Origin of the sequence: Aequorivita viscosa (assembly GCF_900106795.1) — a bacterium.
Lineage (GTDB): Bacteria > Bacteroidota > Bacteroidia > Flavobacteriales > Flavobacteriaceae > Aequorivita > Aequorivita viscosa.
Genome location: NZ_FNNS01000024.1, coordinates 21,614 through 43,867, shown reverse-complemented (window position 1 = coordinate 43,867; position 22,254 = coordinate 21,614). Strand labels below are relative to the sequence as shown.

27 protein-coding genes are annotated in these 22,254 nt (G+C 35.3%); 8 read left to right on the top strand and 19 right to left on the bottom strand.

The annotated features are described in order from the left end of the window. The first annotated feature begins 446 nt into the window (after nucleotides 1-446). The 4 genes from BLW28_RS12955 to BLW28_RS12940 all read left to right on the top strand — a co-directional run bounded on the left by BLW28_RS12955 (nucleotide 447) and on the right by BLW28_RS12940 (nucleotide 3,422). Nucleotides 447-1,031, top strand: a complete 585-nt coding sequence (locus tag BLW28_RS12955; protein ID WP_083540797.1) for a DUF4365 domain-containing protein — start codon at nucleotides 447-449, stop codon at nucleotides 1,029-1,031. Beyond that, on the top strand, nucleotides 1,024-1,269 hold the full coding sequence (locus tag BLW28_RS12950) for a type II toxin-antitoxin system HicA family toxin (protein ID WP_073220595.1): 246 nt from the start codon (nucleotides 1,024-1,026) through the stop codon (nucleotides 1,267-1,269). Before BLW28_RS12955 ends, BLW28_RS12950 begins: the two co-directional genes overlap by 8 nt. Nucleotides 1,270-1,552: 283 nt before the next feature. After that, nucleotides 1,553-2,488 (top strand): hypothetical protein, encoded by a 936-nt coding sequence (locus BLW28_RS12945; RefSeq protein WP_143036886.1) that lies wholly within the window; start codon nucleotides 1,553-1,555, stop codon nucleotides 2,486-2,488. Between the two features lie 127 nt (nucleotides 2,489-2,615). After that, nucleotides 2,616-3,422: a hypothetical protein gene (locus tag BLW28_RS12940; protein WP_073220602.1), complete on the top strand. Its 807-nt coding sequence runs from the start codon at nucleotides 2,616-2,618 to the stop codon at nucleotides 3,420-3,422. A 640-nt stretch (nucleotides 3,423-4,062) separates the two neighbouring features. On the opposite strand, the gene BLW28_RS15645 is transcribed toward BLW28_RS12940, so the two are convergent. From BLW28_RS15645 to BLW28_RS12925, 3 genes are all read right to left on the bottom strand, one after another. Beyond that, nucleotides 4,063-4,446, bottom strand: a complete 384-nt coding sequence (locus BLW28_RS15645) for a hypothetical protein (RefSeq protein WP_143036885.1) — start codon at nucleotides 4,444-4,446, stop codon at nucleotides 4,063-4,065. Between the two features lie 416 nt (nucleotides 4,447-4,862). After that, a complete protein-coding gene (locus BLW28_RS12930; protein WP_073220732.1) occupies nucleotides 4,863-5,273 on the bottom strand; it encodes a type II toxin-antitoxin system HicB family antitoxin in 411 nt (136 codons plus the stop codon). Nucleotides 5,274-5,409: 136 nt separating this feature from the next. After that, nucleotides 5,410-5,592, bottom strand: a complete 183-nt coding sequence (locus tag BLW28_RS12925; protein WP_073220610.1) for a type II toxin-antitoxin system HicA family toxin — start codon at nucleotides 5,590-5,592, stop codon at nucleotides 5,410-5,412. Nucleotides 5,593-6,039: 447 nt separating this feature from the next. On the opposite strand from BLW28_RS12925, the gene BLW28_RS15640 reads away from it, so the two are divergent. Both BLW28_RS15640 and BLW28_RS12920 read left to right on the top strand, forming a co-directional pair. Then, complete coding sequence (locus BLW28_RS15640; RefSeq protein WP_143036884.1) at nucleotides 6,040-6,225, top strand: hypothetical protein; 186 nt, start codon at nucleotides 6,040-6,042, stop codon at nucleotides 6,223-6,225. 75 nt (nucleotides 6,226-6,300) lie between these two features. After that, nucleotides 6,301-9,726, top strand: coding sequence for a hypothetical protein (locus BLW28_RS12920; RefSeq protein ID WP_073220613.1), 3,426 nt, complete (start codon nucleotides 6,301-6,303; stop codon nucleotides 9,724-9,726). 351 nt (nucleotides 9,727-10,077) lie between these two features. Here BLW28_RS12920 and BLW28_RS12915 read toward each other — a convergent pair whose 3' ends face one another. The 10 genes from BLW28_RS12915 to BLW28_RS15890 form a co-directional block, all read right to left on the bottom strand. Then, nucleotides 10,078-10,320, bottom strand: a complete 243-nt coding sequence (locus tag BLW28_RS12915) for an RHS repeat domain-containing protein (RefSeq protein WP_073220616.1) — start codon at nucleotides 10,318-10,320, stop codon at nucleotides 10,078-10,080. A 610-nt stretch (nucleotides 10,321-10,930) separates the two neighbouring features. Continuing rightward, a complete protein-coding gene (locus tag BLW28_RS12910; RefSeq protein ID WP_073220619.1) occupies nucleotides 10,931-11,647 on the bottom strand; it encodes a hypothetical protein in 717 nt (238 codons plus the stop codon). Nucleotides 11,648-11,686: 39 nt separating this feature from the next. After that, on the bottom strand, nucleotides 11,687-12,232 hold the full coding sequence (locus BLW28_RS16015; RefSeq protein ID WP_143036887.1) for an RHS repeat domain-containing protein: 546 nt from the start codon (nucleotides 12,230-12,232) through the stop codon (nucleotides 11,687-11,689). Between the two features lie 113 nt (nucleotides 12,233-12,345). Then, complete coding sequence (locus tag BLW28_RS12900) at nucleotides 12,346-12,723, bottom strand: RHS repeat-associated core domain-containing protein (protein ID WP_073220625.1); 378 nt, start codon at nucleotides 12,721-12,723, stop codon at nucleotides 12,346-12,348. 69 nt (nucleotides 12,724-12,792) lie between these two features. After that, nucleotides 12,793-13,269 carry a hypothetical protein gene (locus BLW28_RS12895; RefSeq protein ID WP_073220628.1) on the bottom strand — a complete coding sequence of 159 codons (477 nt, stop codon included), beginning with the start codon at nucleotides 13,267-13,269 and terminating at the stop codon, nucleotides 12,793-12,795. Next, complete coding sequence (locus BLW28_RS12890; RefSeq protein ID WP_262481118.1) at nucleotides 13,259-14,116, bottom strand: RHS repeat-associated core domain-containing protein; 858 nt, start codon at nucleotides 14,114-14,116, stop codon at nucleotides 13,259-13,261. The genes BLW28_RS12895 and BLW28_RS12890 overlap by 11 nt, the downstream gene beginning before the upstream one ends. 1 nt (nucleotide 14,117) lies before the next feature. Then, entirely contained in the window at nucleotides 14,118-14,741 is a 624-nt protein-coding gene (locus tag BLW28_RS12885) for an RNA-binding protein (RefSeq protein WP_073220634.1), read from the bottom strand. A 108-nt stretch (nucleotides 14,742-14,849) separates the two neighbouring features. After that, nucleotides 14,850-15,257: a hypothetical protein gene (locus tag BLW28_RS12880; protein WP_143036883.1), complete on the bottom strand. Its 408-nt coding sequence runs from the start codon at nucleotides 15,255-15,257 to the stop codon at nucleotides 14,850-14,852. Between the two features lie 2 nt (nucleotides 15,258-15,259). Next, nucleotides 15,260-15,514, bottom strand: a complete 255-nt coding sequence (locus BLW28_RS15895; protein ID WP_073220640.1) for an RHS repeat-associated core domain-containing protein — start codon at nucleotides 15,512-15,514, stop codon at nucleotides 15,260-15,262. A gap of 7 nt (nucleotides 15,515-15,521) precedes the next feature. Next, nucleotides 15,522-16,010, bottom strand: a complete 489-nt coding sequence (locus BLW28_RS15890) for a hypothetical protein (protein WP_200791527.1) — start codon at nucleotides 16,008-16,010, stop codon at nucleotides 15,522-15,524. Between the two features lie 122 nt (nucleotides 16,011-16,132). On the opposite strand from BLW28_RS15890, the gene BLW28_RS12870 reads away from it, so the two are divergent. Beyond that, nucleotides 16,133-16,444 carry a helix-turn-helix domain-containing protein gene (locus BLW28_RS12870; protein WP_073220646.1) on the top strand — a complete coding sequence of 104 codons (312 nt, stop codon included), beginning with the start codon at nucleotides 16,133-16,135 and terminating at the stop codon, nucleotides 16,442-16,444. Between the two features lie 36 nt (nucleotides 16,445-16,480). Here the strand turns inward: BLW28_RS12870 and BLW28_RS12865 are convergent, their stop codons facing one another. The 6 genes from BLW28_RS12865 to BLW28_RS12835 all read right to left on the bottom strand — a co-directional run bounded on the left by BLW28_RS12865 (nucleotide 16,481) and on the right by BLW28_RS12835 (nucleotide 21,137). Next, nucleotides 16,481-17,542 carry a beta propeller repeat protein gene (locus tag BLW28_RS12865; RefSeq protein WP_073220649.1) on the bottom strand — a complete coding sequence of 354 codons (1,062 nt, stop codon included), beginning with the start codon at nucleotides 17,540-17,542 and terminating at the stop codon, nucleotides 16,481-16,483. A gap of 16 nt (nucleotides 17,543-17,558) precedes the next feature. Next, nucleotides 17,559-18,299 carry a hypothetical protein gene (locus BLW28_RS12860; RefSeq protein ID WP_073220652.1) on the bottom strand — a complete coding sequence of 247 codons (741 nt, stop codon included), beginning with the start codon at nucleotides 18,297-18,299 and terminating at the stop codon, nucleotides 17,559-17,561. A gap of 40 nt (nucleotides 18,300-18,339) precedes the next feature. Then, entirely contained in the window at nucleotides 18,340-18,738 is a 399-nt protein-coding gene (locus tag BLW28_RS12855; protein WP_073220655.1) for a hypothetical protein, read from the bottom strand. A 21-nt stretch (nucleotides 18,739-18,759) separates the two neighbouring features. Beyond that, nucleotides 18,760-19,551, bottom strand: coding sequence for an RHS repeat domain-containing protein (locus BLW28_RS12850; protein WP_073220658.1), 792 nt, complete (start codon nucleotides 19,549-19,551; stop codon nucleotides 18,760-18,762). Nucleotides 19,552-19,842: 291 nt separating this feature from the next. Then, nucleotides 19,843-20,313 (bottom strand): hypothetical protein, encoded by a 471-nt coding sequence (locus tag BLW28_RS12840; RefSeq protein WP_073220664.1) that lies wholly within the window; start codon nucleotides 20,311-20,313, stop codon nucleotides 19,843-19,845. 5 nt (nucleotides 20,314-20,318) lie between these two features. Next, nucleotides 20,319-21,137, bottom strand: a complete 819-nt coding sequence (locus BLW28_RS12835) for an RHS repeat-associated core domain-containing protein (protein ID WP_073220668.1) — start codon at nucleotides 21,135-21,137, stop codon at nucleotides 20,319-20,321. A gap of 589 nt (nucleotides 21,138-21,726) precedes the next feature. On the opposite strand from BLW28_RS12835, the gene BLW28_RS12825 reads away from it, so the two are divergent. Further along, nucleotides 21,727-21,972, top strand: a complete 246-nt coding sequence (locus BLW28_RS12825; RefSeq protein WP_092842574.1) for a hypothetical protein — start codon at nucleotides 21,727-21,729, stop codon at nucleotides 21,970-21,972. Nucleotides 21,973-22,254 lie beyond the last annotated feature (282 nt).

Below are 22,254 nucleotides of genomic sequence, written 5' to 3'. Positions count from 1 at the left end.
TCGTGCTCTATTAAGGAGTTTTGGGGGGATGGATAAACTGGGGCGGTCGTTTGATTGAAAGTTGGGTAAATCGGTTCGATTTGCACCAGACATTCCGGTCCGAACTGTGCCAACGGTTTAATTTGTGCCACTTTCCAAAACAGTTGATTCAATTTGAGTTTGATTCGTGTCTTGACTTCGTCAATTACCTCGTTTTGAAAGATCAATTCTACGTGTCCACATTTTAAAAAGACAACCTATAGCAAATTCCCTTCATCTATATCTTACAAAGGTATAGGCTATTAAATTATTTCAGTACCTCCACTCTATCGCCCATTTAAAAGAAAAACATATATTTGGTGTTCTCCCCTATATAAACCCCCATCCGTTCGGTTTTTCATAATGGGAGGGTTTGAGTTGGTTTTATATTTGGAAATTTTAATATCTTAGGCATACCGACCAACCCGATGAAAGGTTTAAGCCTAATAACGTTAAAATATAAACCATTAGGGCATAATTTGAGAAAATTGGCGAAAAAAAGTATAAATAAAAAAATTAGAACTAGAGAACACGTCATCGCTGATTTTAGTGCTAATCATATAGAATACTATTCACTTAAAAATAATTTTTCTGTTGAGCACTTTGAAAAGGATTATGGGTATGATGTCAACATTTACACCTACAATGATGATGGTGAATTTGAAAATGGAACAATCTTTATCCAACTAAAAGCAACTGATTCACCCAAATTTGTCCGAAAAAATAAATACATCAGTTTTCCTATCGATAAAAGAGATTTAAATCTATGGTTATTTGAACCTTATCCCTGCATTTTTGTTTTATATGACGCTAAAATAGAAAAATCATATTGGATTTATATTCAAGCATATTTTGAGAAAATAATTGATTTTGATATTAATTCTGTAAAAAAATCATATAGTGTGAATATTCCAATTAGTAACACAATTAATGAAAATGTGATTAAAAATTTTCAAACGTATAAAAATAATATTTTAGACCAAATAGAAGGAAAAATTGAACATCTTGAATAGAAAAATTAAACATAAAGAACTGATTCAGTTATTGAAAAATATCGGATTTATTTACAAGCGCAATAATGGTCAACACTTGGTGTATTCTTATGATAAGTACAATGCAATTATAGTTTTACGACAGATTAAGCCTAACGATGAGGTTCCTGAATTCCACTTTGCTATGGTTAGAAAAACAATTATTGGAAAAGGAATATTGACAAAGGAACAATTTGAATCTGAACTAAGGAAAATATAAGCTTTTCCCTACTGGTACGCTTTTAGAAAGAGTGTCTATTTATAGTTCCATTTGTAATGCAATTTTTGAAACCGACAAATCATTATATTTGGTATTTCCGAATTAAAATGCTCACTCTTATGATTTTACGTAATGGGTAAGTTTATATTTGTTATATATTTTGAATCTTGGCGAAAGAAATTTTTAAAAAATTGAGTTTATTCAAAACTATTGACGTGAGAAGCCGAATAAAGTTGATGGTATAAACAAGTTAGTAACTCTCCCCTAAAAATTCGCATTAAACATGAAAATCCTCTATAACCATCAAGGTAAGATGTCAGAATCCAAACAATTCAAAATGTTTGAGAAGGACTTTGATCAAAACATTGAATTTTTAGATGACTTTACTAATTTAATAAACCTAAGTGGAAGAATAATTGCCTTTATTTCAGACAAGAATTTTCATATTGTAAATGCGAGGTTATTAGACAATTCCGTTCAAACTTTAAGGAGCATAAAGCTCTGTTGCTCCATTGGTAGCTTTTCCGATGCCAACACATTAGTTAGAAAACTTCGCGATGATTTATTACTGTACACTTATATTTTAACCGTTGTAAATAAGAGAAAACCTTTTACAGAAGAATCATTAGAGAATTTTAGTATGGAAAACCAAGAAGAGTTTCTAAAAAGCTTTTCCAATTTGCAATTTAATACAACATTGAACGATGATGAAAAGGCAGTTACTGCATGGCTCGAAAATAAGGTGTTGGAATTACCACGGAAAATTAGAATGAAGTTGAGCTTTGAAAATTATATGAAAGTTTTGCAAACAGACCCTAAAATTTCGCAAATACTCATTAATTATAAGCTTGGAAATTATTGGGAAATTTTGCGATCCAAACTCAATAATTATGTTCACAACAACGGCAGCCAATTTTCATCACATAATTTAATACAAATCCATAATCAACATTTAGAAATCTATTTTGGAAACGTGAACGTTAGAACATCATATATAATTACATTATTTTTAGTTTTAATTACTATGATTGAATCAGCTTTAATTTCTTCAGGTGATATGATTGATTATCTTGATTGTGGAATGGAACCGCCGGAAGATTGTCAATATGAAATTGCTGCTTTTATTCAATCATATATAGATAATAAGGTTGTTAAAATCCACCCAGAACTAAAACAATTTCTAAAAGATAATAATATAAACGGAATGAAAATAATATAGCCTCAGCCATTGGCATGGTACACACCCAATACCTTCTTTTTAGCTTCATCGGTAGCTATTTCAAGTGAGTTGACTTTAAGTCGATATTAAGTTGTATGTAAAAGTTAGGCCAAATAGCTCATAGATTATGAATCAAAAATGTTGGATATGTGGAAGTAATAGTGATTCTGGAGAGCATAAATTTAAAGCTTCTGATTTAAAACGAAACTATGGTAAAAAATTTAAGAAACATAATCTAACGTATATTTCTGGAAATGATGAGCCAATAAATCTTCAATCATATAAACCTAAGGAACTCATTTTTCCAAAAGTAATTTGTGTGAATTGTAATGTCAAAGTTACTTGTCCACATGATACAGCATATGATATTTTCGTTAAGTACATAGAAAGTAATTATAATCTGATGTTTACACAAAAAAGTATTGATTTTGAAAAAGTTTATGGCAGAAAGTGGTTGGATGGAAAAAAAGATTTATATCGATATTTTGCAAAACATGCAGGGTGTAAAGTCGTCACTGCTGGAACTCCATATGATTTAGGAGACTTAGCTGATTTTATTTTAGGGAAATCGCATTCGGACAATTTAAAAATTCATTTTCAATTGAAAGAGGGATTATACTTTTTAGTAAAAAGATTAAATGAAAATATTAAATACGCTCATGCCTATAATGGTTCAACAAGCTATTTTGGCGACAATATAAATGCTCTAAGCTACTGTGGGTGGTCGTCGTATCAGTGGGTTTCAACAAACTGGATATTGAGCCATAATATTAACAAATCCTCTAATGACTATAGCAATAATATTCAACCTTTAGAAATCAAGTATTTTGGACATTGTAAGCCATTTAATGAAAACATGAAATTTGATGAATTGTTGAAAAATGTTGAATATCAAGGCATAGAACGTTGGAGAAAAAAATCAGATATTTTATAAAGCTTATAAAATAGATCCCGATCTTGCTGAAGGCTCGCCCGTATCCTCGTCTGTCAATTAAAGTAGCATTAGTAGTATGCTTCATAGATTTTTTAAATAAGTAAAATTATTCAATTTGGTATTCTCCCCAATTTAAAAGCCCACTCTTATGGTTTTCCGTAATTGGTGGGTTTCAGTTTTTTTATATGTGCCCCCCCGCTGGGGCGCGATTGCATCGCGTTCCCTTTCTCACCGCAAAACACCTTGCCATATTAATAGTGGCTATTCCGGATCAAGCTGACCCACTTATTCGCTAATTCGATTCTATTTGTGCCAGTGATTTCGGTTTCATAGAGCCAGACAATTTTGGTTCAAACTGTGGTACGGCTAGAGCTGTCCCCACCCAAAACTGCCGGAAAAGGCAGTTTTGACCTCCCCGGAGGGGAGGTAGTTGGGAAGTTTAAGTTAACTTTTTGATGGGGAGGGTATTGGGAGATTTTAGATGATGATTTGTTGGGAGAATAGTGCGGATCTCATACGAACTGTTAAAAATCAAGTAGGGTTTTATTAAACGATTTTGAAGTGGCAATTTCGAAGCCTATTTTAGCTGCTTCTTTATGATTTCCTGTTTAAAATAATTTTCTAAAATATAATTGTTCATTTACTTATTTAAATAGGGATGCTTTAAATTTTCGAATGCTATTTTTCTGAATTCTAAAGTCTCGGGGGTTGGATATTTATTAAGATAATTGTAAACCACAATAGCACTATGTTTCAAAAATCTGTTGTATTTTTTTTTAGGCACGAAATACAGTTTTCTTGAACTATTTGTTTTAAAAATAATTCCTTGAAAAGACAAATGTTCTCCTTTCCATTTATAGGCTTGGAAAAAAGAGTCTGTACAGGAATGAATTTCCGTAATGGGCAGAAAACCATCTGCCATAGCATTTAAATCGACATTTTCTCTAATCTTTATTCTTTTACCTCGTCCTTTCAGGTGGAGTAGTTTACTTTCTACAATAGAATCTGGTACATGAAAAAACATAAAACCATGCTTTTTTAATTTACCGAGATTTACTTCTGAGTCCCTAATCATTTTTAAATGATGGAAATTATAAAGCTTTTCAAATCTATTTATGAAAAGAAAAAATCTAAAGGATGACATTACCAATATAAATTTTCTTCGTATTGAGCCTACTTCCTTAATATTGTCATCGGTAAAATGGATATTGAATTCCTTTCTCTTATTGCTATAGGCAATTGACAAATGCACGTTTTCTTTAAAAGCAGGTATATTGCAAATGAATCCTTTTTCCTCAGTGTAATTAAAACGTAGAAAGAATTTTCTTAAACTCTGTGCCATATCCAAACTTACATTACTTATTCAAAAAACACAACATAACATAAAAAAAGGTTATCTATTTAAGACAACCTTCTTTTAAAATGAATGATATAGAAGTGTTACAGCCTAATAGACTGAAGTTCTTGACCTAATGAATGTAACTCTCTTTCAATTTTTTTAGCTCTTTCTTCCGATATATAAATATCTTTATTTACAGAATATTGTCTCAAAAGACTTGGACTTATCCCTATTCTATTAGCAAAGGCAGATTTATTAATCACTTTTAGTTTGTTAAATAACTCTGACAATTCCAAGTGATATTCAAAACTAATCCCTTCTGATAATAATTGCAAGATTTTTTTATCATCAATATCTTGAGCTGTTTCAAGATATAATTCTAAAGCTTCTTTTAAATTTTCTTTTAATGCGTTTAAATCTTTTCCATCCGCAGTTACTACTCCCGGAATATTTTGAGTGGTGCCCCAATATACTCCGTCAGCAGATTTCTCTACTTTGACTTTGATTCCCATCTTTTCTCTCTTTTTAATTACTGCCAACGTGTTTGTACATTGTTAGTGTGACTAAGAACACACCTTTTTATTTTTTCCTTTGGAAAATCTGAAATTATAGATAATTTTAAAATCTTTGATACAAGTAGGGCTTACTTTACTTCAGCCCCGCTTGTTTTAAAATCGAACTAGTTGTTCCAACCGGTATATCCTTTTTAGGATGAGGAACAACAACTATTCCATTTTTTGTTAGATGAATAAATACATGGTGAGACCCTTTAATTCTATCTAGTTCCCAACCATCTTTTTTAAGCATCTTTATCAAAGATTTACTATCCATACTTCATATATCATTCATTTAGATCGCAAAGATATAACATTTATGAAACATATAACGTTTACGCAATACATTTTAATAAAATATTTCCTTTATATATACAAGTTAACTTCGCTTTATTTCGTAAGGATCGTTATATTTGATATTCTCCCCAATTAATAAGCCTGCCCATTCGGTTATCTGCGATGGGTGGGCTTATGATTAATCTGCTTTTGGAAAAATATTTTAATCCAACTTCTATTTGTTTCACATATTATGGACGAGTGTTATTTATTAGCTTGTTAGAGGTATTGATAAATAACAAAACAAATAATCTGAATTATGACAAAATTTAGAATTTCTTGAATATGGAAAAATAAAGATCATGTACTAACAAATTATGCATTTCATACCGTTGGAGAAAGTTCTATATCAAGAGTAAGTAAGAAGACAAAAAAGGAGGTAATCAGATTGTTGGAAACGTTAAGCGATGCTGCTACAACTTTGGTATGGAATTACAAACAATCAAAGGGGATTATTTGCGAAGATGTTGAAGTTTTAAAAGGAAGCCCTGGAAAATATGTAAGGTTAAGTCATAATAATAGAATAACCGATAACTTAGGGCAACTTATTGACTATGAATGGTCACCTCAATAATAAAATTAAGAGCGTAGTCCAAAAGAAGAATTGTTTTGAGATATTTGTTTGTCGGCATTGAAAGACATATTGTAAATGAAGAAAAAGGTCATTGAAACCCGATTTGCCTTCGCTTGTAAACAGGCTCTACCTCAGGTGACTATTGTTAGTAGGGATAAGGTATTACAACTAAACAAAGTTGGAAAAATGAAAATGCAAGGAAAGCAGAAAGCTATATATGAAGGTCTTAAAAGCATCGGCAAAGAAGTATCCAGTCTATATGCAGACGCTATTCTTATAAAACAAACAGATGAAATTGTATCCAAGTCTTATTTAATCGCGCATATTGCTCGAGAAATTGATGCAGGCCTTAGAGATGTATTAGCTCCTGAGGAAGCCCAACAAGAAAAACGAGAGGTTACTAAACACAAAGATAAAAATCATTTGGTGTCTATTCTGACAGCGCTAGACCTCCCAGATGATGACTTATTTGCAAAAGAATACTTCGGAGTCGCCAAGAAGTTTCCAAAATATGCTCATAAAAAGGGAGCATATGGAGAGCCTAGAAAACTCACAGAGTTTCTTTCATTATGGAATGATTATGAAGATATCCTTTCGAAGCTTATTGGAAGTTTTATTAATCAACTCAAGAGGATTGAACGGCTTGTTCAATATGAAGTGCCCAGCAAGCAAATACTATTGACTTTGCCGAATCTTTTAAATGATTTACAAAAGGAAAGGCATTTTTATACACAATTAAAAAAGGCCAGTTGGTTTGAGCCACTATATAAAAATGGATTCTTTTCACCAATAACTATAAGAGAAGATCAGTATTGGAATCAAACCGAATATTTAGAATATCTATCAATTGAGGTTAATAAGGGAACGCTACCTAAAGAATTTGGTAAGGTGTTGGTTAATTTAGTGGATGAAATTTTAACTTATTCGATAACTGTAGATTACGTGCATAATTACAGAATAAGGTATACTCTACTATTAATTCTAACGAACATTCCTAAAGAATATATTTCCGATAGGATTATGAGTTTAATTCCTCATTGTCTCCAAACCAAATATGAGAACATATTAGAAAGCAATCAAATTTTCCAATTTTATTATTCATTTCTTCAAGAACCCATTGTTCCAAACATCCAAGGCTTTTTAGACAAATTGACGAGAATAATATTTTCTCTTACAAAGGAGGAGCACTTTAGAGATAAGAGCAGTTATGAGAGCGGGAAGTATTTTTCTTTAGTTAGAGCGTATAGACTAAAGGAAGCCTGTGACAATCCTATATTATCTCAGGCTATTGCGGCTCATTGTTCAAATGATACCATACTTTACATAGCAGATAATTTGGAGAAATACCTAAAAGCATCTCCAGACTATTCTGCCACAAGTGTATTTGGAGCTACGAATTTTAATGATTACGCTTATTCGATAAAAACTAATTTCTCTATAATTCTAAAAAACACATTAATCGAGATGGCTAAAGCCTCTCCCGAACGGTTAATCGATATTCTTAAAACCCTCCTAAGCGAAAGATATAAGAATAATCATCAAATAATATCTATCACTCTTTATGTTATATCTAAAACTTGGTTCTCAACTAAAGCCATTTTCTTCGATTATCTGTCCAACCAAGATGAAAACAAATTATTTTCCACCTATTTGGTTAGTGATGATTTATACTTTTTTCTGGAAGAAATAGCAGAACGATTAGAGAAAGAAGATATTTCCATCATTAAGGAAGTTATTGATGCTGGATCCCAAGAGAATAGTTTTTTTAACAATGGGGGAAAGTACTACGATGACTTTAGGTTAAAATGGTATTCTGCACTTTCTGAAAATGAGTTTATAAAGACAGACTATAAAAGGTTGGCTACGGAACAATCACAGACTAAAGAGGACTTTCACCCAAAACGAAATGAATATGTAACTTGGGGAAGCATCTCACCGCTGACTAAAAAGGAAATCGAAGAAATGTCCATTGAACCCCTTATCAATTATCTTAAGTTTTTTGATCCGGAGAGGGCTTTCAGAAGCGCAAGCGTTGATGGCCTGGAGGGAAGTTTTGAAAAAGCTATCAAAAATAAACCTTCAATATTTATGGATAACACCATAAAATTTTTGGAAGTGCCCTATAGGTATATTTCCATAATATTCTATGCTCTCATTGATTTAAATAGGGAGAAACAAGAAATCCATTGGGATAACATTATTTTATTTATTAAAAAATATACTTCGCAACCAAATTTTGGCACTGATAACTTATCATTAAAAAATGTCTCTTTTCCGTATGATCCAACCCATCTAATAATAAGCATGTGCCGTTTACTTGATGAAGGTTTGAGAAACGATACCACTCCCCTTTCGGGGGATTCACTTTCTGAAATTTTTAAAATTCTGGTGAGATTTTGCAATCAATATGTCACGAATGAACTTCCTAAGAAACAGCAGAATAAGCTTGGTTCCGCGAATCAAGTGGTTAATTCGACCACTGGAGTAATAATTAGTTCATTGTTAAACTATTCGTTTAAAAATGCTAAGGTCACTCATAATACAAATACACCAAACAAATGGTCAAATGAAGAAAAGAAAATATATGACTCATTTGTAAAGAGAGAGGTCCAAGAGTTTTTTGTGATATTTGGTTGGCATCTTGGGAATTTCTTCTATTTGGATAAGGAATGGTCAAAACAACTCTTAAGCGTTATTCCGTCAATGAATGTGCAAACAAGAATGTCCTATTTTGGAGGACATATTATAAATCCTAATAGCTCAAGGTTTGAATATAATATCCTAAAACCTATTTATGAAGAGGCGATTATAAATAATTGGAAGATTGTTGATTCGACAATGGGAAATTCCCCTTTTGAAACTCATTTGCTTATTTTCTACTTATTTAACTATGAAAATTTAGAGGATGGAAGCCTTTTGGTTAGATCTTTGGAAAAGAAAGGCTTAGAATCGATAAGAGGATTAGTCCACTCTCTTTCATTTAGTTTCGAAAAGTACTACTTAGATCTTGATGTAAAAGAAAAAGAGAAGTTTATATCCAAAACCAAAAGACTTTGGGCTTATATTCTAAATATTCTCGAGAATAATAAAAATAAAGAGAGCCCTTCTAGAGAAAAAAGTTCTAAGGATTTTGGTGTTCTTTTAAATCTTTCTAAATACATTACAATTCTCGACGAAGTTACGACAGACCTTCTTATTCGTAGTAGCCAATACATAACCCGAGGCATAAACATTGAAATAATAATAGAAACCTTAAACAGATTAAAAGACAAGGGAAACAAGGATAAAAGCCTTAACCAAGCGAGTCAAATATTTGAGGTGTTAATATTAAAAGATGTTCGCTATGCCTCTACACTAGAGGATGAAATAACTGACTTTGTGGAGACTTTATATAAGTCTAATCTACCTGATTTGATAAATCGAGCGAACTTTTTGTGCAACGAGTTTGCAATTAATGGTCAGTTTACATTAAGAAAACTATATGAAAAATACAATCCTTAGACGGATTGGATTATAGTACTCCACTATCATTTAAACCACATTCAAGATGATTTAAGTTTTACTTGTTATCAAAAATGTGTGTTAATTTTTGATACCTGGTAAATTCGATTCTATTTATGCCAGTAATTTTGGTTTCATAGTACCAGTTCGCTTGTGTGAGAAAGCTTAAAACTTTTTGTTTTATGTTACTTTCTGGAGGGGGAGTTTTGTTGATCTGTGGGGGATGATTGGGGATTGGTTAATTTGGGATTGGTAAATTTGGGATTGGTTGATTTGGGATTTGGGGGATTATACACTTTACTAAATGGGGGGACGGTGGGGACTTTGGGGACGGGGGGAATTGGGGATGGTTCATTTGGGATTGGGAATTTGATTGGGATTGCTGAATGCATAATTATAAGAACTCCACTCTAGCATTTGTTCTGCTAAAGGGTCTATGCTCAACCAGATACTCCACTTAGGGTCATAATACCGCGCGCCATAATAATAATTCCCCGTCTCTGCATCCAGCTCCTTGGCGTTGAATTTGTATGGCGAGTTGTTGCTGTTCAGGTGTTCTTCCACTAAGGTCTCTCCAAAAGGCAAATACTTCATGTGCTGGGTAATCTCACCCGCTAAGTTAGTGATATAACTTGAGCTGCCCATCCCGATAGCTATCGGGAGGTCTGGGTGGTACCAGAAGGCGGCATAGTCCTCGGGTACGTGTACACCACTACAGTTATACCTTCCGCTACTGAAAAGAAACGGCGGCGGAAGTGGATCGGGGTTAAAGAGAGGATATCATTAAATTTTAATCCTAATCGAATAATATGTAATTTGATATTCTAAATATAAATCCTAAGAAACCTAAAATAACAAAAACCCACCAATACCTTTTAATTTCTTTATTTTGGTTTAATTTTGAGTATTTTATTATTAATCCAAAAACAACTCCTAATAAAGGTACGAAGATTTTAAAATATTCATTCATATTTAATTTATACTCATTTTAAGCTTAAGCATTTAGATACTTGAATGTTGAATATAAGAAAATAATAAAAATCATCAATAGCACACCTATAATTCTAATTATAGATTGAAAATTAGAGGCAAGTAATTTACCCTTATTATTGTTTTTTTTTCTTTTAATCCAATTTATCAAATGTAAAACTTGCAGAACTAAAGCAATAAGTGATACGATGCTAATTAATAATGTAATCATAGTTTATTTTTGAGAATTATCATATCCTCGTTCTATAAGTATTGGTTTTACTGTGGTAAAATTTGTTTCTAAAATTTGGTAAGCATCTTTTGAAATATCGGGAGTTGGGCCAGGGAGTATTCTATCAAAAGTCATATCTATAGCCTCTCCCCCTAAATAAAACCCTAAGTTTTTCCCCGCAGATTTATGATCTCCAGTCATTAAATTAATTCCAAACTCCAAAGCTGAACCAAATGTACTAACACCTTCTCCAATACCAGCAATTGCAGCACCCGGGGTAGCACCAACACCGCCAACACCAGCTCCAACAATAGCAGCACCGTAACCGACTATGGCAATACCATCTCCAGCAGTTTGTAAATCATTTGCAAAGGTCAATAGTTCCATTTTATTATGTTTAACCCAAGTTTGTGCTTCTTCAAAAAATGACCCATTAGATTGGATAAAAAAACCAGTCTCACCAACGGCTAATTCATCTCCCTTACCATAAGTTTGTCCTGTATTATTATCGGTAAAAACACCATTGTCCTGTAAAGAATATCCTTTACCAACTGCAACATCAGTAGCTTTTCCTAAATTCCAGTATCCTGCTTTTTCCGCAGACCCGTCGTGCCATTCATAATTACCATTTTCTAAATTTAAATACCAATCAACTTTACTCTTTCCTGTAGGATCTATGTATCTCAGAGGGGTGTTACTTACATAGGTATAGGCTTCCATAGTTTGCTCCCCTAACGGGTCAACACTTAACCAGATACTTCACTTAGGGTCGTAATACCGCGCCTCGTAATAGTAATTGCCTGTCTCCGCATCCAGCTCCTTGGCGTTGAACTTGTATGGCGAGTTGTTGCTGTTCAGGTGTTCTTCCACTAAGGTCTCTCCAAAAGGCAAATATTCCATGTGCTGGGTAATCTCACCAGCTAAGTTAGTAATATAACTTGAGCTGCCCATCCCGATAGCTATCGGGAGGTCGGGATGGTACCAGAAGGCGGTATAGTCCTCGGGTACGTGTACACCACTACAGTTATACCTTCCGCTACTGAAAAGAAACGGCCGCGGCAGGGTTATGGTTTTTTCAAAGTGGGCAAAAGCTTCCTGCACCGCTGTGCCGGCAGCATCTACTTTAATTTCCATGGCCTCTAAGGAGACCGAGGGGTTATCAGAGAAACAATAGGCACCAAGACCACGCTTGGAACCTATGACGCTTGCGATACGTTCGGTGCCAATGCCTGTGCTGAGCGGAGTCGAAGCATAATAGTGTTTGGTATACGAAATTAGTTTAGGATCCTTGACATCGCGCAACATTTCAGGAACAGGGAGCGTTTTGGCACTCAACTAGGGGCTGGGGTACAATATGGACTCCAGCCTATCGGCCTTTCCGGATTCCTTGGTGCTGTAACGGGGTATAGTTCCAACCATTAATTATGAGGAGACCACACGATGCAATCGTGCGGGAGCGGGGTATAATCGCCTGACCTACCGTTTGCAGTATTTAATGCAGCCGCATTATTAAAAACAGAACTCCTTCTTGTAACAGCTCCTGACCAAGAACTAGGATGATACATTCTATCGGAATACAACCAATGACCTTGTTTCCACATATCTTGTCTTAATAAAGCACTACTCCCTAAGACTTTCTTATAAGCTGCATAAGATGGGTATTCAGTTCTTCCATCAGGGTCAATATAATAGATAGGATTATTTAGAACATAAGCGTAAGGGCTTGCTTCTGGATGACGTTCTGCCAACGGGGTTGAATCTCGTGCCTTGATTTCTCCAAAAGAAAGGTACTCCATATGTTGGTTCACTTCGCCATCACGGGATTCGCGCGCCAGGGAGGGAAATCCAAAATCATATTTACAAAATTAATCACATCCTCTGTTTAGTATTTCAATTATTTCTTTATTTGGCTGTGAAACATTGTAGAGTTTTGCCTGTCTTGGAGATTTCACCAATATAGTCCTACCATCATCAGTTTTAACTTCAATGATATTATTATTGCATCCAATACAAACTTCTTGACCAATCTCATAGCCTTTAAAGCTGTCAATAAAAACAAGGTGCTCTTCTGATTGAACAGCAAAATAGACTCCCAAAGGACTTTTAATGAAATATTCTGTCATATTTGTTGACTCGATTTTAACAGTTATAAAATATTTAAAAGTACCCTCACCTTTCACAACATTGCAAATTTTTCCTTTTGTACGCAATGAGAACTCATTAAAATACGAGTCTTCAATTTGATTATTGTTTGCCTCGCAATTTTTAGCTATGAAAATAAACAAGAAAAATACCATTGCCAAAAAAGAGAAAGCACCTATAATTTTTTTATTAATTTCCATTTATAAAAGGATTGAAAGGGTTTTTGAATATTTGATTGGTGATTATATCAGTCCAAGATCTCTCCCGGGTAGGTTTAACTTGGTTCATCACTCTAGTAGTTCCAAAACCTCCACTTCCAAAAGCACTTGGACCTGGAACCATATCAATACTGCCTGCTACGCCAAATTCAAATACAGACCAGTCATCTCCTCTCGAATATTGTACAAATGCATCAGCTCCCAATAAGAAATCCCCACCTACGGTTGCAGATCCAAATCCGTATCTACCCTGAAAACCTTCAGGGCCGAAAGTGCCGTCTTCATTTCTAATACCAATAAGTAAACTTGCTTCCGAACTTAATGATATTGTGGCGTTCATTCCCAAATCAGCACTACCTTCAACACCGATGAATTCATTCCAATAACCGCCATATTCTTCGTCAAAAAACATTACGTTACTCTTTGTAATACTTGCTGTACCTCCATATCCAAGTCCACCCGAAGCCGAACCAGCCTTTTGCACACCTATTGCTATATCGCTAAGATTACAAATGCCCAAATCTTTAGTTTCATTTCCTCCAAAGTCGATATCAACATTAAATTTCACATCGGATCCAGGCGCTAAAATAGTTAAGGATGATCCATTTTTACCATTAAGTATAATATTATCCTCCACAAACATCCCCGTAGGATCCACAAATCGTACTGGATTTTGCAATGTACAAGCAAAGGGAGAAATTCCTGGATACTTCTCCGCCAACGGGTCAACGCTCAACCAAATACTAAACTTAGGGTCATAATACCTAGCGCCATAATAATAGTTGCCCATCTCCGCATCAAACTCTTTGGCATTGAGACGATTCGAAATTTTAATGAGTATTACATTTCAGTTTCGGAGGGTCGTAATATCCAAAAGCTTTATTGGTAATCTTTTTCTTGTATTTTTCTATATTTTTTTTACAAATGAAATAATTGACACTTTTCAAGCGGTCATCGAAAGTTATTACCCTTGTATCCTCAAAATCATTTGGTAATAAACCTAATTCTCTTTTTACATCCACTGAATCTAAAACACCATATTTATCCATCACATTTAAAACATCCTTTTGTAAAGGGGTAATACTATCATTCCAAAGAAATAAATTTTCATTTTCTATTGTATATCTGTTTGGGAAATAACTTCTTGGAACTTTGCCTAAACTATCTTCCACACGTAATGATATATCTCCATATTCAGGTAGAATTGACAATACAAAGGTGCTTTTGTTTAAATGTTTTTCTCTAATCAAAACAAAAACTTCAAAAGGTTTACCTTCTCTTTTCTTTAAGTAATATCGGGGGGTTTTATATGTATTTACAAAATCTGTGATAGCGTTCACTCGCGCATACTCTATCCCTTTTTCTCCTTTATACATAGCACTTTTATAACTGGTGCAATTAAAAGAAAAAACAAACAACGTCCCTATAATAATATTTCTAATACTTTTCTTCATTTCCTCCTGCTATTATAAAAAATGGTAAACTTGGATATGCTCCTTTGGCTCTTTTATCACGTTCAGAAGGAGTATGATCATTGTAAGGATGTGTATGAAAATGAGATTTTAACTCACCTCGGGTAAACCAACTTCTAGGCGTTTGAGATTCCGTCCTGGTACTTTTTCATATTTATAAGTAAGCACCCTATCAACATCATTACTGTTTTTATCTCTTCCTAATCGCACCCCTGCGATTTCTTTACCTATATAATCAGAAAACTCTGATATGAAAGTATCAAACTCCTTTAAAGTAGGTTGCCCCTCTCCGTTAACATCAAAGCTGCCGTTATTCTCTTTCAAGTTCAATCCGTCTTTGAGTATCCCTTTGCTGATTTTATCAACGGCAACTTTTTCTTTTCCTCTTTCAGATTTAGGAACTAAAAACCCTAAAAATCCTTCCCCTTTTATTTTTGCATTTCCATCACTGTCCGTCTTTACAATCCTATCAAAATCATCATCAGTCTTTTTAACCAATGTTATATTCCCTTTTTTATCCAACCCATAATCATTACAGGGCTTTCAGCCGTCATCCCCGTAGGGTCAACATATTTAACGGGGTTCTGCAAAGTATAAGCATAAGGACTGAACGAGGGATATTTATCGTACATCTGGTCTACCGACAGCATTATGCTCCACTTAGGGTCATAATACCTAGCGCCATAATAATAGTTGCCCGTCTCCGCATCATATTCTTTGGCATTAAACTTATATGGCGAGTTGTTGGAGTTCAAATGCTCCTCAACAAGCGTTTAACTCCACTTTTATATTTTTAATTGGACTCGTTGAATCTCGTTCCTCGATTTCGCCAAACGGCAAATATTCCATATGCTGCGTAATCTCTCCCGCTAAGTTAGTGATATAACTTGAACTGCCCAACCCGATAGCTATCGGGAGGTCGGGGTGGTACCAGAAGACGGCATAGTCCTCTGGCACTTGCACACTACTGCAGTTATACCTTCCACTGCTGAAAAGAAACGGCTGCGGCAGGGTTATGGTTTTTTGAAAGTGGGCAAAAGCTTCCTGCACCGCTATGCCGGCAGCATCTACTTTAATTTCCATGGCCTCCAAGGAAACGGAGGGTTCATCAAGCGGACAATGAGCACCAAGACCACGTTTGGAGCCTATGACGCTTGCGATACGTTCGGTGCCAATGCCTGTGCTGAGCGGAGTCGAAGCATAATAGTGTTTGGTATACGAAATTAGTTTTGGGTCTTTTTTATTCTCCATATTCTCCGGTATGGGGAGCGTTTTGGCACTCAACAAGGGGCTGGGGTACAATATGGACTCCAACCTATCGGCCTTTCCGGCTTCCTTGGTGCTGTAACGGGGTATAGTTCCAACCATTAATTATGAGGAGACCACACGATGCAATCGTGCGGGAGCGGGGGAAGCAAATTGATACCTACCATTCTATTATTGGTAAATATGAACGTGATGAAGTAAAGCCGACTATTGATGTGGTTAAGCGATTAGCCAATGTATTGGAAACTACCGTAGGTTATCTACTTGGCGAGACAGAAGAAAGAGAGCTGTTAAAAGACCCTACAATGCTCAGACGCTTGAATGATATTGCTAAATTTCCAGAGAATGACAAAAACTGTATTCTCTACACCATTGATGCAATGATTAATAATGTGAAGCTAAAAGGATTGAATGTGTAATAAAAAAGCCTTACCAGCTTACAGGGTGTTGGATTTCTATTTTTTTAAACTACACGTAAGTACTTTTCCCTGACCAATATATGCCGTCATCCGTTCGTCTTTGTAGAAAGATGCTGGTTTTAAATATAACGCTTCATTAAGTGGGTGGTTAATCCAAGTCAAGCCATTATCTTTTGATAGGTACATTACAGGTTTTGTGCCGCCAAAACCTCCAAGCATATTTTTATCAATTCGGGATGCAAGAACTACAATAACATCATTATATTTATACAACTGGTCGGGTGAGAATTTGGCATCATCTGAAAAGGCTTTTATTTCACTTGTCTTTCCGTCTTTATAGTGTTGCAATACTGTCTTATCGCCATCTTTTCCCAATAGCCAAAAATCTCTTTTTTCGCCAACTGCAAAATCTGTAATATTCAAATCCAATTGTAAGGAATCTATCTTATTGCTTCTATTGTCAATTGAATAAATCCAATCCATTTTGTCATTTCGCTTGTAGGAAAGAAAATAAAGGTTGTTATTTACTGATTCAACCTTTGCTATGGGCTTGCCCAATTTCAAGGTATCCCAACTCAAGCCACCATCTTGAGTTTTTAAAAATCCTCCATCACGAGCATATTTTGAAAATCTCCCCAATGCATAACCGACTGAATCATTCTCGAAAATCAAATCTTTAACAAGTAAATTTCCCATATCAAAAACTTTCTCCAATTCGTTAGTGTCGATATTCAACTTGTATAGAATAGATTTAGAGCTTGAAAATGATAATTTTTTGGTAAATACCTCATTGACAATATAGATATGATTACCCGAAATTGTGGCTACTCGATTTTCCCCTTTTATTCTTGTGCTCAACAATTCAAAATCACTATCAACTACACGCTTATAAATTATAGTCTCTTTTGTTCTATAATCTTGGGAATCGCCAACAGTACCTAAAATAAAACTACTTTGACCATTATCAATAATTGATTTATAATGCTCGAATACAGGGTCAATAGAACTGGTCTCACAATTCACCTCTTTACTTGTTGAGCAAGAGTAGTTTGCAACGAAAATGAATACATACAGTAAAAACATTATTCCTTTTATCATTTACACATACGTTTTATTACCACTCAAATGGTCTTGCCTTTCTTGCTTCATTGTATTTTCGAGCTCCATTATATTTGCCCATCATATCCACAATTTTTAATGCTTGTTTAACCCCAAGCGGACTAAATAAGTCTTTAAAATCTGGTGTAAGCCCAATATTCATTTTGTCTCCATCAGTAAGGTTATATAGCAAACTACCTTTTGTATATGCTGGAATGTGAGATTCAAATGCAAACTTTTGAAAAGTTCCGTTATCAAGTTCAATACTCGGATTATCTCGCAACCCAGTCTCCATTAAAACTTGAAGTTCAACAGATGTTTGGTCTAACCATTTTTTCCCCGCCTCTGATAAATTCCCTTTTGTTTCGTTATTAAATCTAACATTGTATTTATGTCCATATCCCAAATAATAATCTGGCGGTCGGGTATTATATTTATCAATATGTTCGGCATACCTATTTTCATAATATGCTGCACTTCCATCAGGCGTTTGCTCAGTATAATTAGCATCAACAGTACTTGGGTCTGCTCCATTGGTTAGCTGCCAACCATTACTTTCTGACATCGTCCAATCGTGACCAAAAGCTCCTGTTGTAGTCGAGCCTACATCAGCTTGGTCACAAGGAACGTACTCTTCGCCTACTTTCTGAAAACACCTACCATCAGGGTCTACATACATTATCGGATTGTTGGCAAATGCAGAATATGGCGAATAACCAATCTGTTTAGGAATATCTGCCAACGGGTCAACACTCAACCAAATACTCCATTATGGATCTTTTTTTAACCTTTTGTCCCTAATTTGGGCAGCTGCCTCTTTTGACATAGTTCAGACCTTTCAAATTTTTAGTACTATAAACGCTATAATCATCTTCTGTACTCCATATAGTCTTACCTTCGATAATCAAAGATGTTGGGATATCACTAACATTAACAGGAAGCTCCTGCATCCATTTGTGTTTTAACAATTGAAAACAGTAGCTTTCAGAAAGAAGAATCTTACGCTGTGGCTTCATTGGCTTCTTTAATGAAACAATTAAAAATTTTCTGTGGTTTCTTTCAACGGAAATCAAATAATAATTTTCAGTTGAGTCAATATTTATCACTCTGTAAGAATGACATTGTTGTGAATAAACTTGACCATTCGATATGATCAAAAAAAATAAAAATCCAAAAACCAAGCCTTTAAAGTTCATAATAATCAACCTTCTATAAAATTAGTCAAAAAGTGTTCTTTGTCCCCCTGGTTTTACCAATAATACCCTCACTCCTGAAAACGGCAGTCTAATTATTTCTCTTCTAATGGACTTTTTCTCTGCAATTTTACGATAGCCACCAGCAGGATAAATAACATTAGTTTCGTTGTGAGCCCTCAGGTACGCATCTTTTTGTTGCGGATAAGCCCCGGGGTCGTTCTTTGCGCCCAAATAAGCCTCTAATACAGAATGTTTTGCAATACTTCCTTCGGGCATTTCTGCAAACTCCTCTATTATTTTTGCTTGGTTCGGATTAAGTGTTTGTTTCGCTATAACATCTCCGTTTTTCTTTTGTCTACTTCCATTAAATACATCTCCAAAAATAAAGCTTCCACCTTCTTTGTTTCTTTCTGTAGCTTTTATTTTCACTGTTCTTTTTTCATCCTTAATGGCCTCAAGCAATAATTGGTCGGATTTTGTCTCTGCTTCCCCAGTGGCCGAGAGTTTTCCTGTTTTTTTGTCTCTAGTAATTTCTAGACTTGTTGAGGCATTTAATTGTTCAGTTGCTTTATCTGCCAATTTCCCTTTTATTATAACATCATCCGCTGACATCCCTGTAGGATCTATATACCTTAATGGATTGTTATGAGCGTAATGGTACGGCGTCCAGCTCGGATACTCCTCCGCCAGCGGGTCTACACTCAACCAAATACTAAACTTAGGGTCATAATACCGCGCCCCGTAATAGTAATTGCCTGTCTCCGCATCAAACTCTTTGGCATTGAACTTATAAGGAGAATTGTTACTGTTCAAATGCTCCTCGACTAGCGTTTAACTCCACTTTTATATTTTTAATTGGACTCGTTGAATCTCGTTCCTCGATTTCGCCAAATGGCAAATACTCCACCCTTCGACCAAGCTCAGGACAGGTATGTTCGTTGATTTCTCCAGCTAAGTTAGTAATATAACTTGAGCTTCCCATTATTAAAATTTATGTCATTATTTTTCTTGGGCAGTGACTTTATTATGCCAAGGATTGTCCGGGAGGAAGTTCATTGAGGAACACGGGCGGGACGCCCGCGCCAGCGGGGGCTTCTTATTTAGTTAATCAACGATATACTTAACTTTTAAGTCTCCATTGGGCCCTCTTTTTTCTCTAATCAATATTCCGCCACAACTCTTTCCCGTATACCCTTCCGAAGTTGGTTGTCCATAATCTCCTAAAGGTTGGGAATATAAATATTTCGTAGGGTCTAACTTATTTTCAACAACTCTTGCATACGCACTTGCAATTTTCCATTTATAACCATTTTCACCCCAACAAACTGAAAAGCCATCACCCAATCGGTCTACTTTAGACAAATCCAATAAAAGATAATTATCATCAGAAATATCTTTGTGTTTTCCATTCATAATATATCGCTTTTCCCCTTTTGTTATTACGGTAACAACTTGAGAGCCATCTAATGGTGAAATTTCGATATGATGCCATTCTTCCTGTCTTTTTTCCTGACCACAAGAGACAAGTATTACAGTAAACAAAACCAAACTAAAATATTTTTCTTTAATTGTCATTTTTTCTATTCTTTAGGTCCTGTAGGCCAGGGATTAGTAGCCTTTTTATATTCTCTTTTTCTATAATCTTGCCAAAACAGCTTATCGCCCATATTAAGTCCTATTTGTTGAGCTTTTGCACTTACTGGCGGTTCTTGTCCTCCCTGAAGTTCATTAAATTTCATTTTCGCAATCCAATGAGGTACACCTGCTCTCGCAGCCACAATACCTGCCGCCATATTTCCAAAGTCTCTTGCCGAAGCCATTTTCCTGTCAGATGTCATACTTCCTCTAGTTCTGTATATTAAAGCTTCTTGTACGCTAGCCTCTTCATCCAAACCTCTTGACTTAAAATCGTAGTGTTCATTTAGTGTTGCATTGTCTCTGTAATGAAAGACATTAGGGTCGTCTGCTATTATTTCATTGTCGATAAAATTTTGCCCTTCATTTGAGCGTGTATCTATAACAGCACCAACTACTGGGTCATTCTTTTCATTTACAAAAGAATGTGTAGTTAATGACTCTCCTACCTTTGTACCATCTTCTAAAACAACATCTGTACTACCATCATCAACCCAGTCTTTTACAGTATAAGTTCCGTTCCCGTTGTCTCCCACAATCGTAGTTTGTCCGTGCCTTCCATCTGGGTCAATAAACTTCAAAGGATTATTCCAAACGTAAGCATATGGACTTGTTCCTATGTTTGCAGGTGCATCCGCCAACGGGTCAACACTCAAACAAATACTAAACTTAGGGTCATAATACCGCGCCCCGTAATAGTAATTGCCTGTCTCCGCATCAAGCTCCTTGGCGTTGAACTTGTATGGCGAGTTGTTACTGTTCAAATGCTCCTCGACTAGCGTTTAACTCCACTTTTATATTTTTAATTGGACTCGTTGAATCTCGTTCCTCGATTTTGCCAAAAGGCAGGTATTCCACCCTTCGACCAAGCTCAGGACAGGTATGTTCGTTGATTTCTCCAGCTAAGTTAGTGATATAACTTGAGCTGCCCATCCCGATAGCTATCGGGAGGTCGGGATGGTACCAGAAGGCGGCATAGTCCTCGGGCACTTGTACACTACTGCAGTTATACCTTCTGCTACTGAAAAGAAACGGCTGCGGCAGGGTTATGGTTTTTCAAAGTGGGCAAAAGCTTCCTGAATTATTGAAACGCGGAATTTTCTTTACGGAAGAGTATAAGGAATATTAGAACTTCCTGAAAAAAGAAGCGCAGCGAATAAATTGTAATGTAGGAGATTTGGAAATTGATGACGACCATTTTGATTATGAAAAAGTAAAATGGTAAAATTACAAGTGAATTTTGGAGTGGGGATAAGCATTTTAATACTTTTTGCATTCTTTTCCTGCAGGAAGGATTTGAAGTTTGATAGCGAAAAATGAAAAAATGCGGGCGGAGAAAATATTGTGCTAGATATGAGAGCAAATATGGTAGCCGACTTGATTGAAAGTGGAATTCTTCTAAATAAAAGCGAGTCTGAAATAATTGAACTTATAGATAGCCCTTCCAGATTAAACAATAGAGAATCTGAAAACATAAAGTATTTTCCAGTTCAAGAAAAATACGGAACGGACATTGACCCAGAGGAAATGATTTTCTTGGAGATAAAATTTAACGAAAACGGAGAGTCAAATTTAGTTGAATTATTTTCGACAAAGTGATTTAGAAAAATATTGATCCCGAAAGCATAGAATATGTATTAATTGCACAACCCCATAAATTTTGAAAACCGAACTAATATAAGCCGCTTTGAACGGCTTTGTTTTTTTGGAGCCTTCTAAAAATGAAATAGACAGCGGTTCTATTTAACAAAAAACTTTATATTTGGTATTCTCCCTGATTAAAATGCAGTTTGTTACGGTTTTCCGTAATCAAATAATACTGCGTTGCATTATATTTGAAGTTGACAAACAAAAATAGCGTGAGGTATAAGTGCTATATAT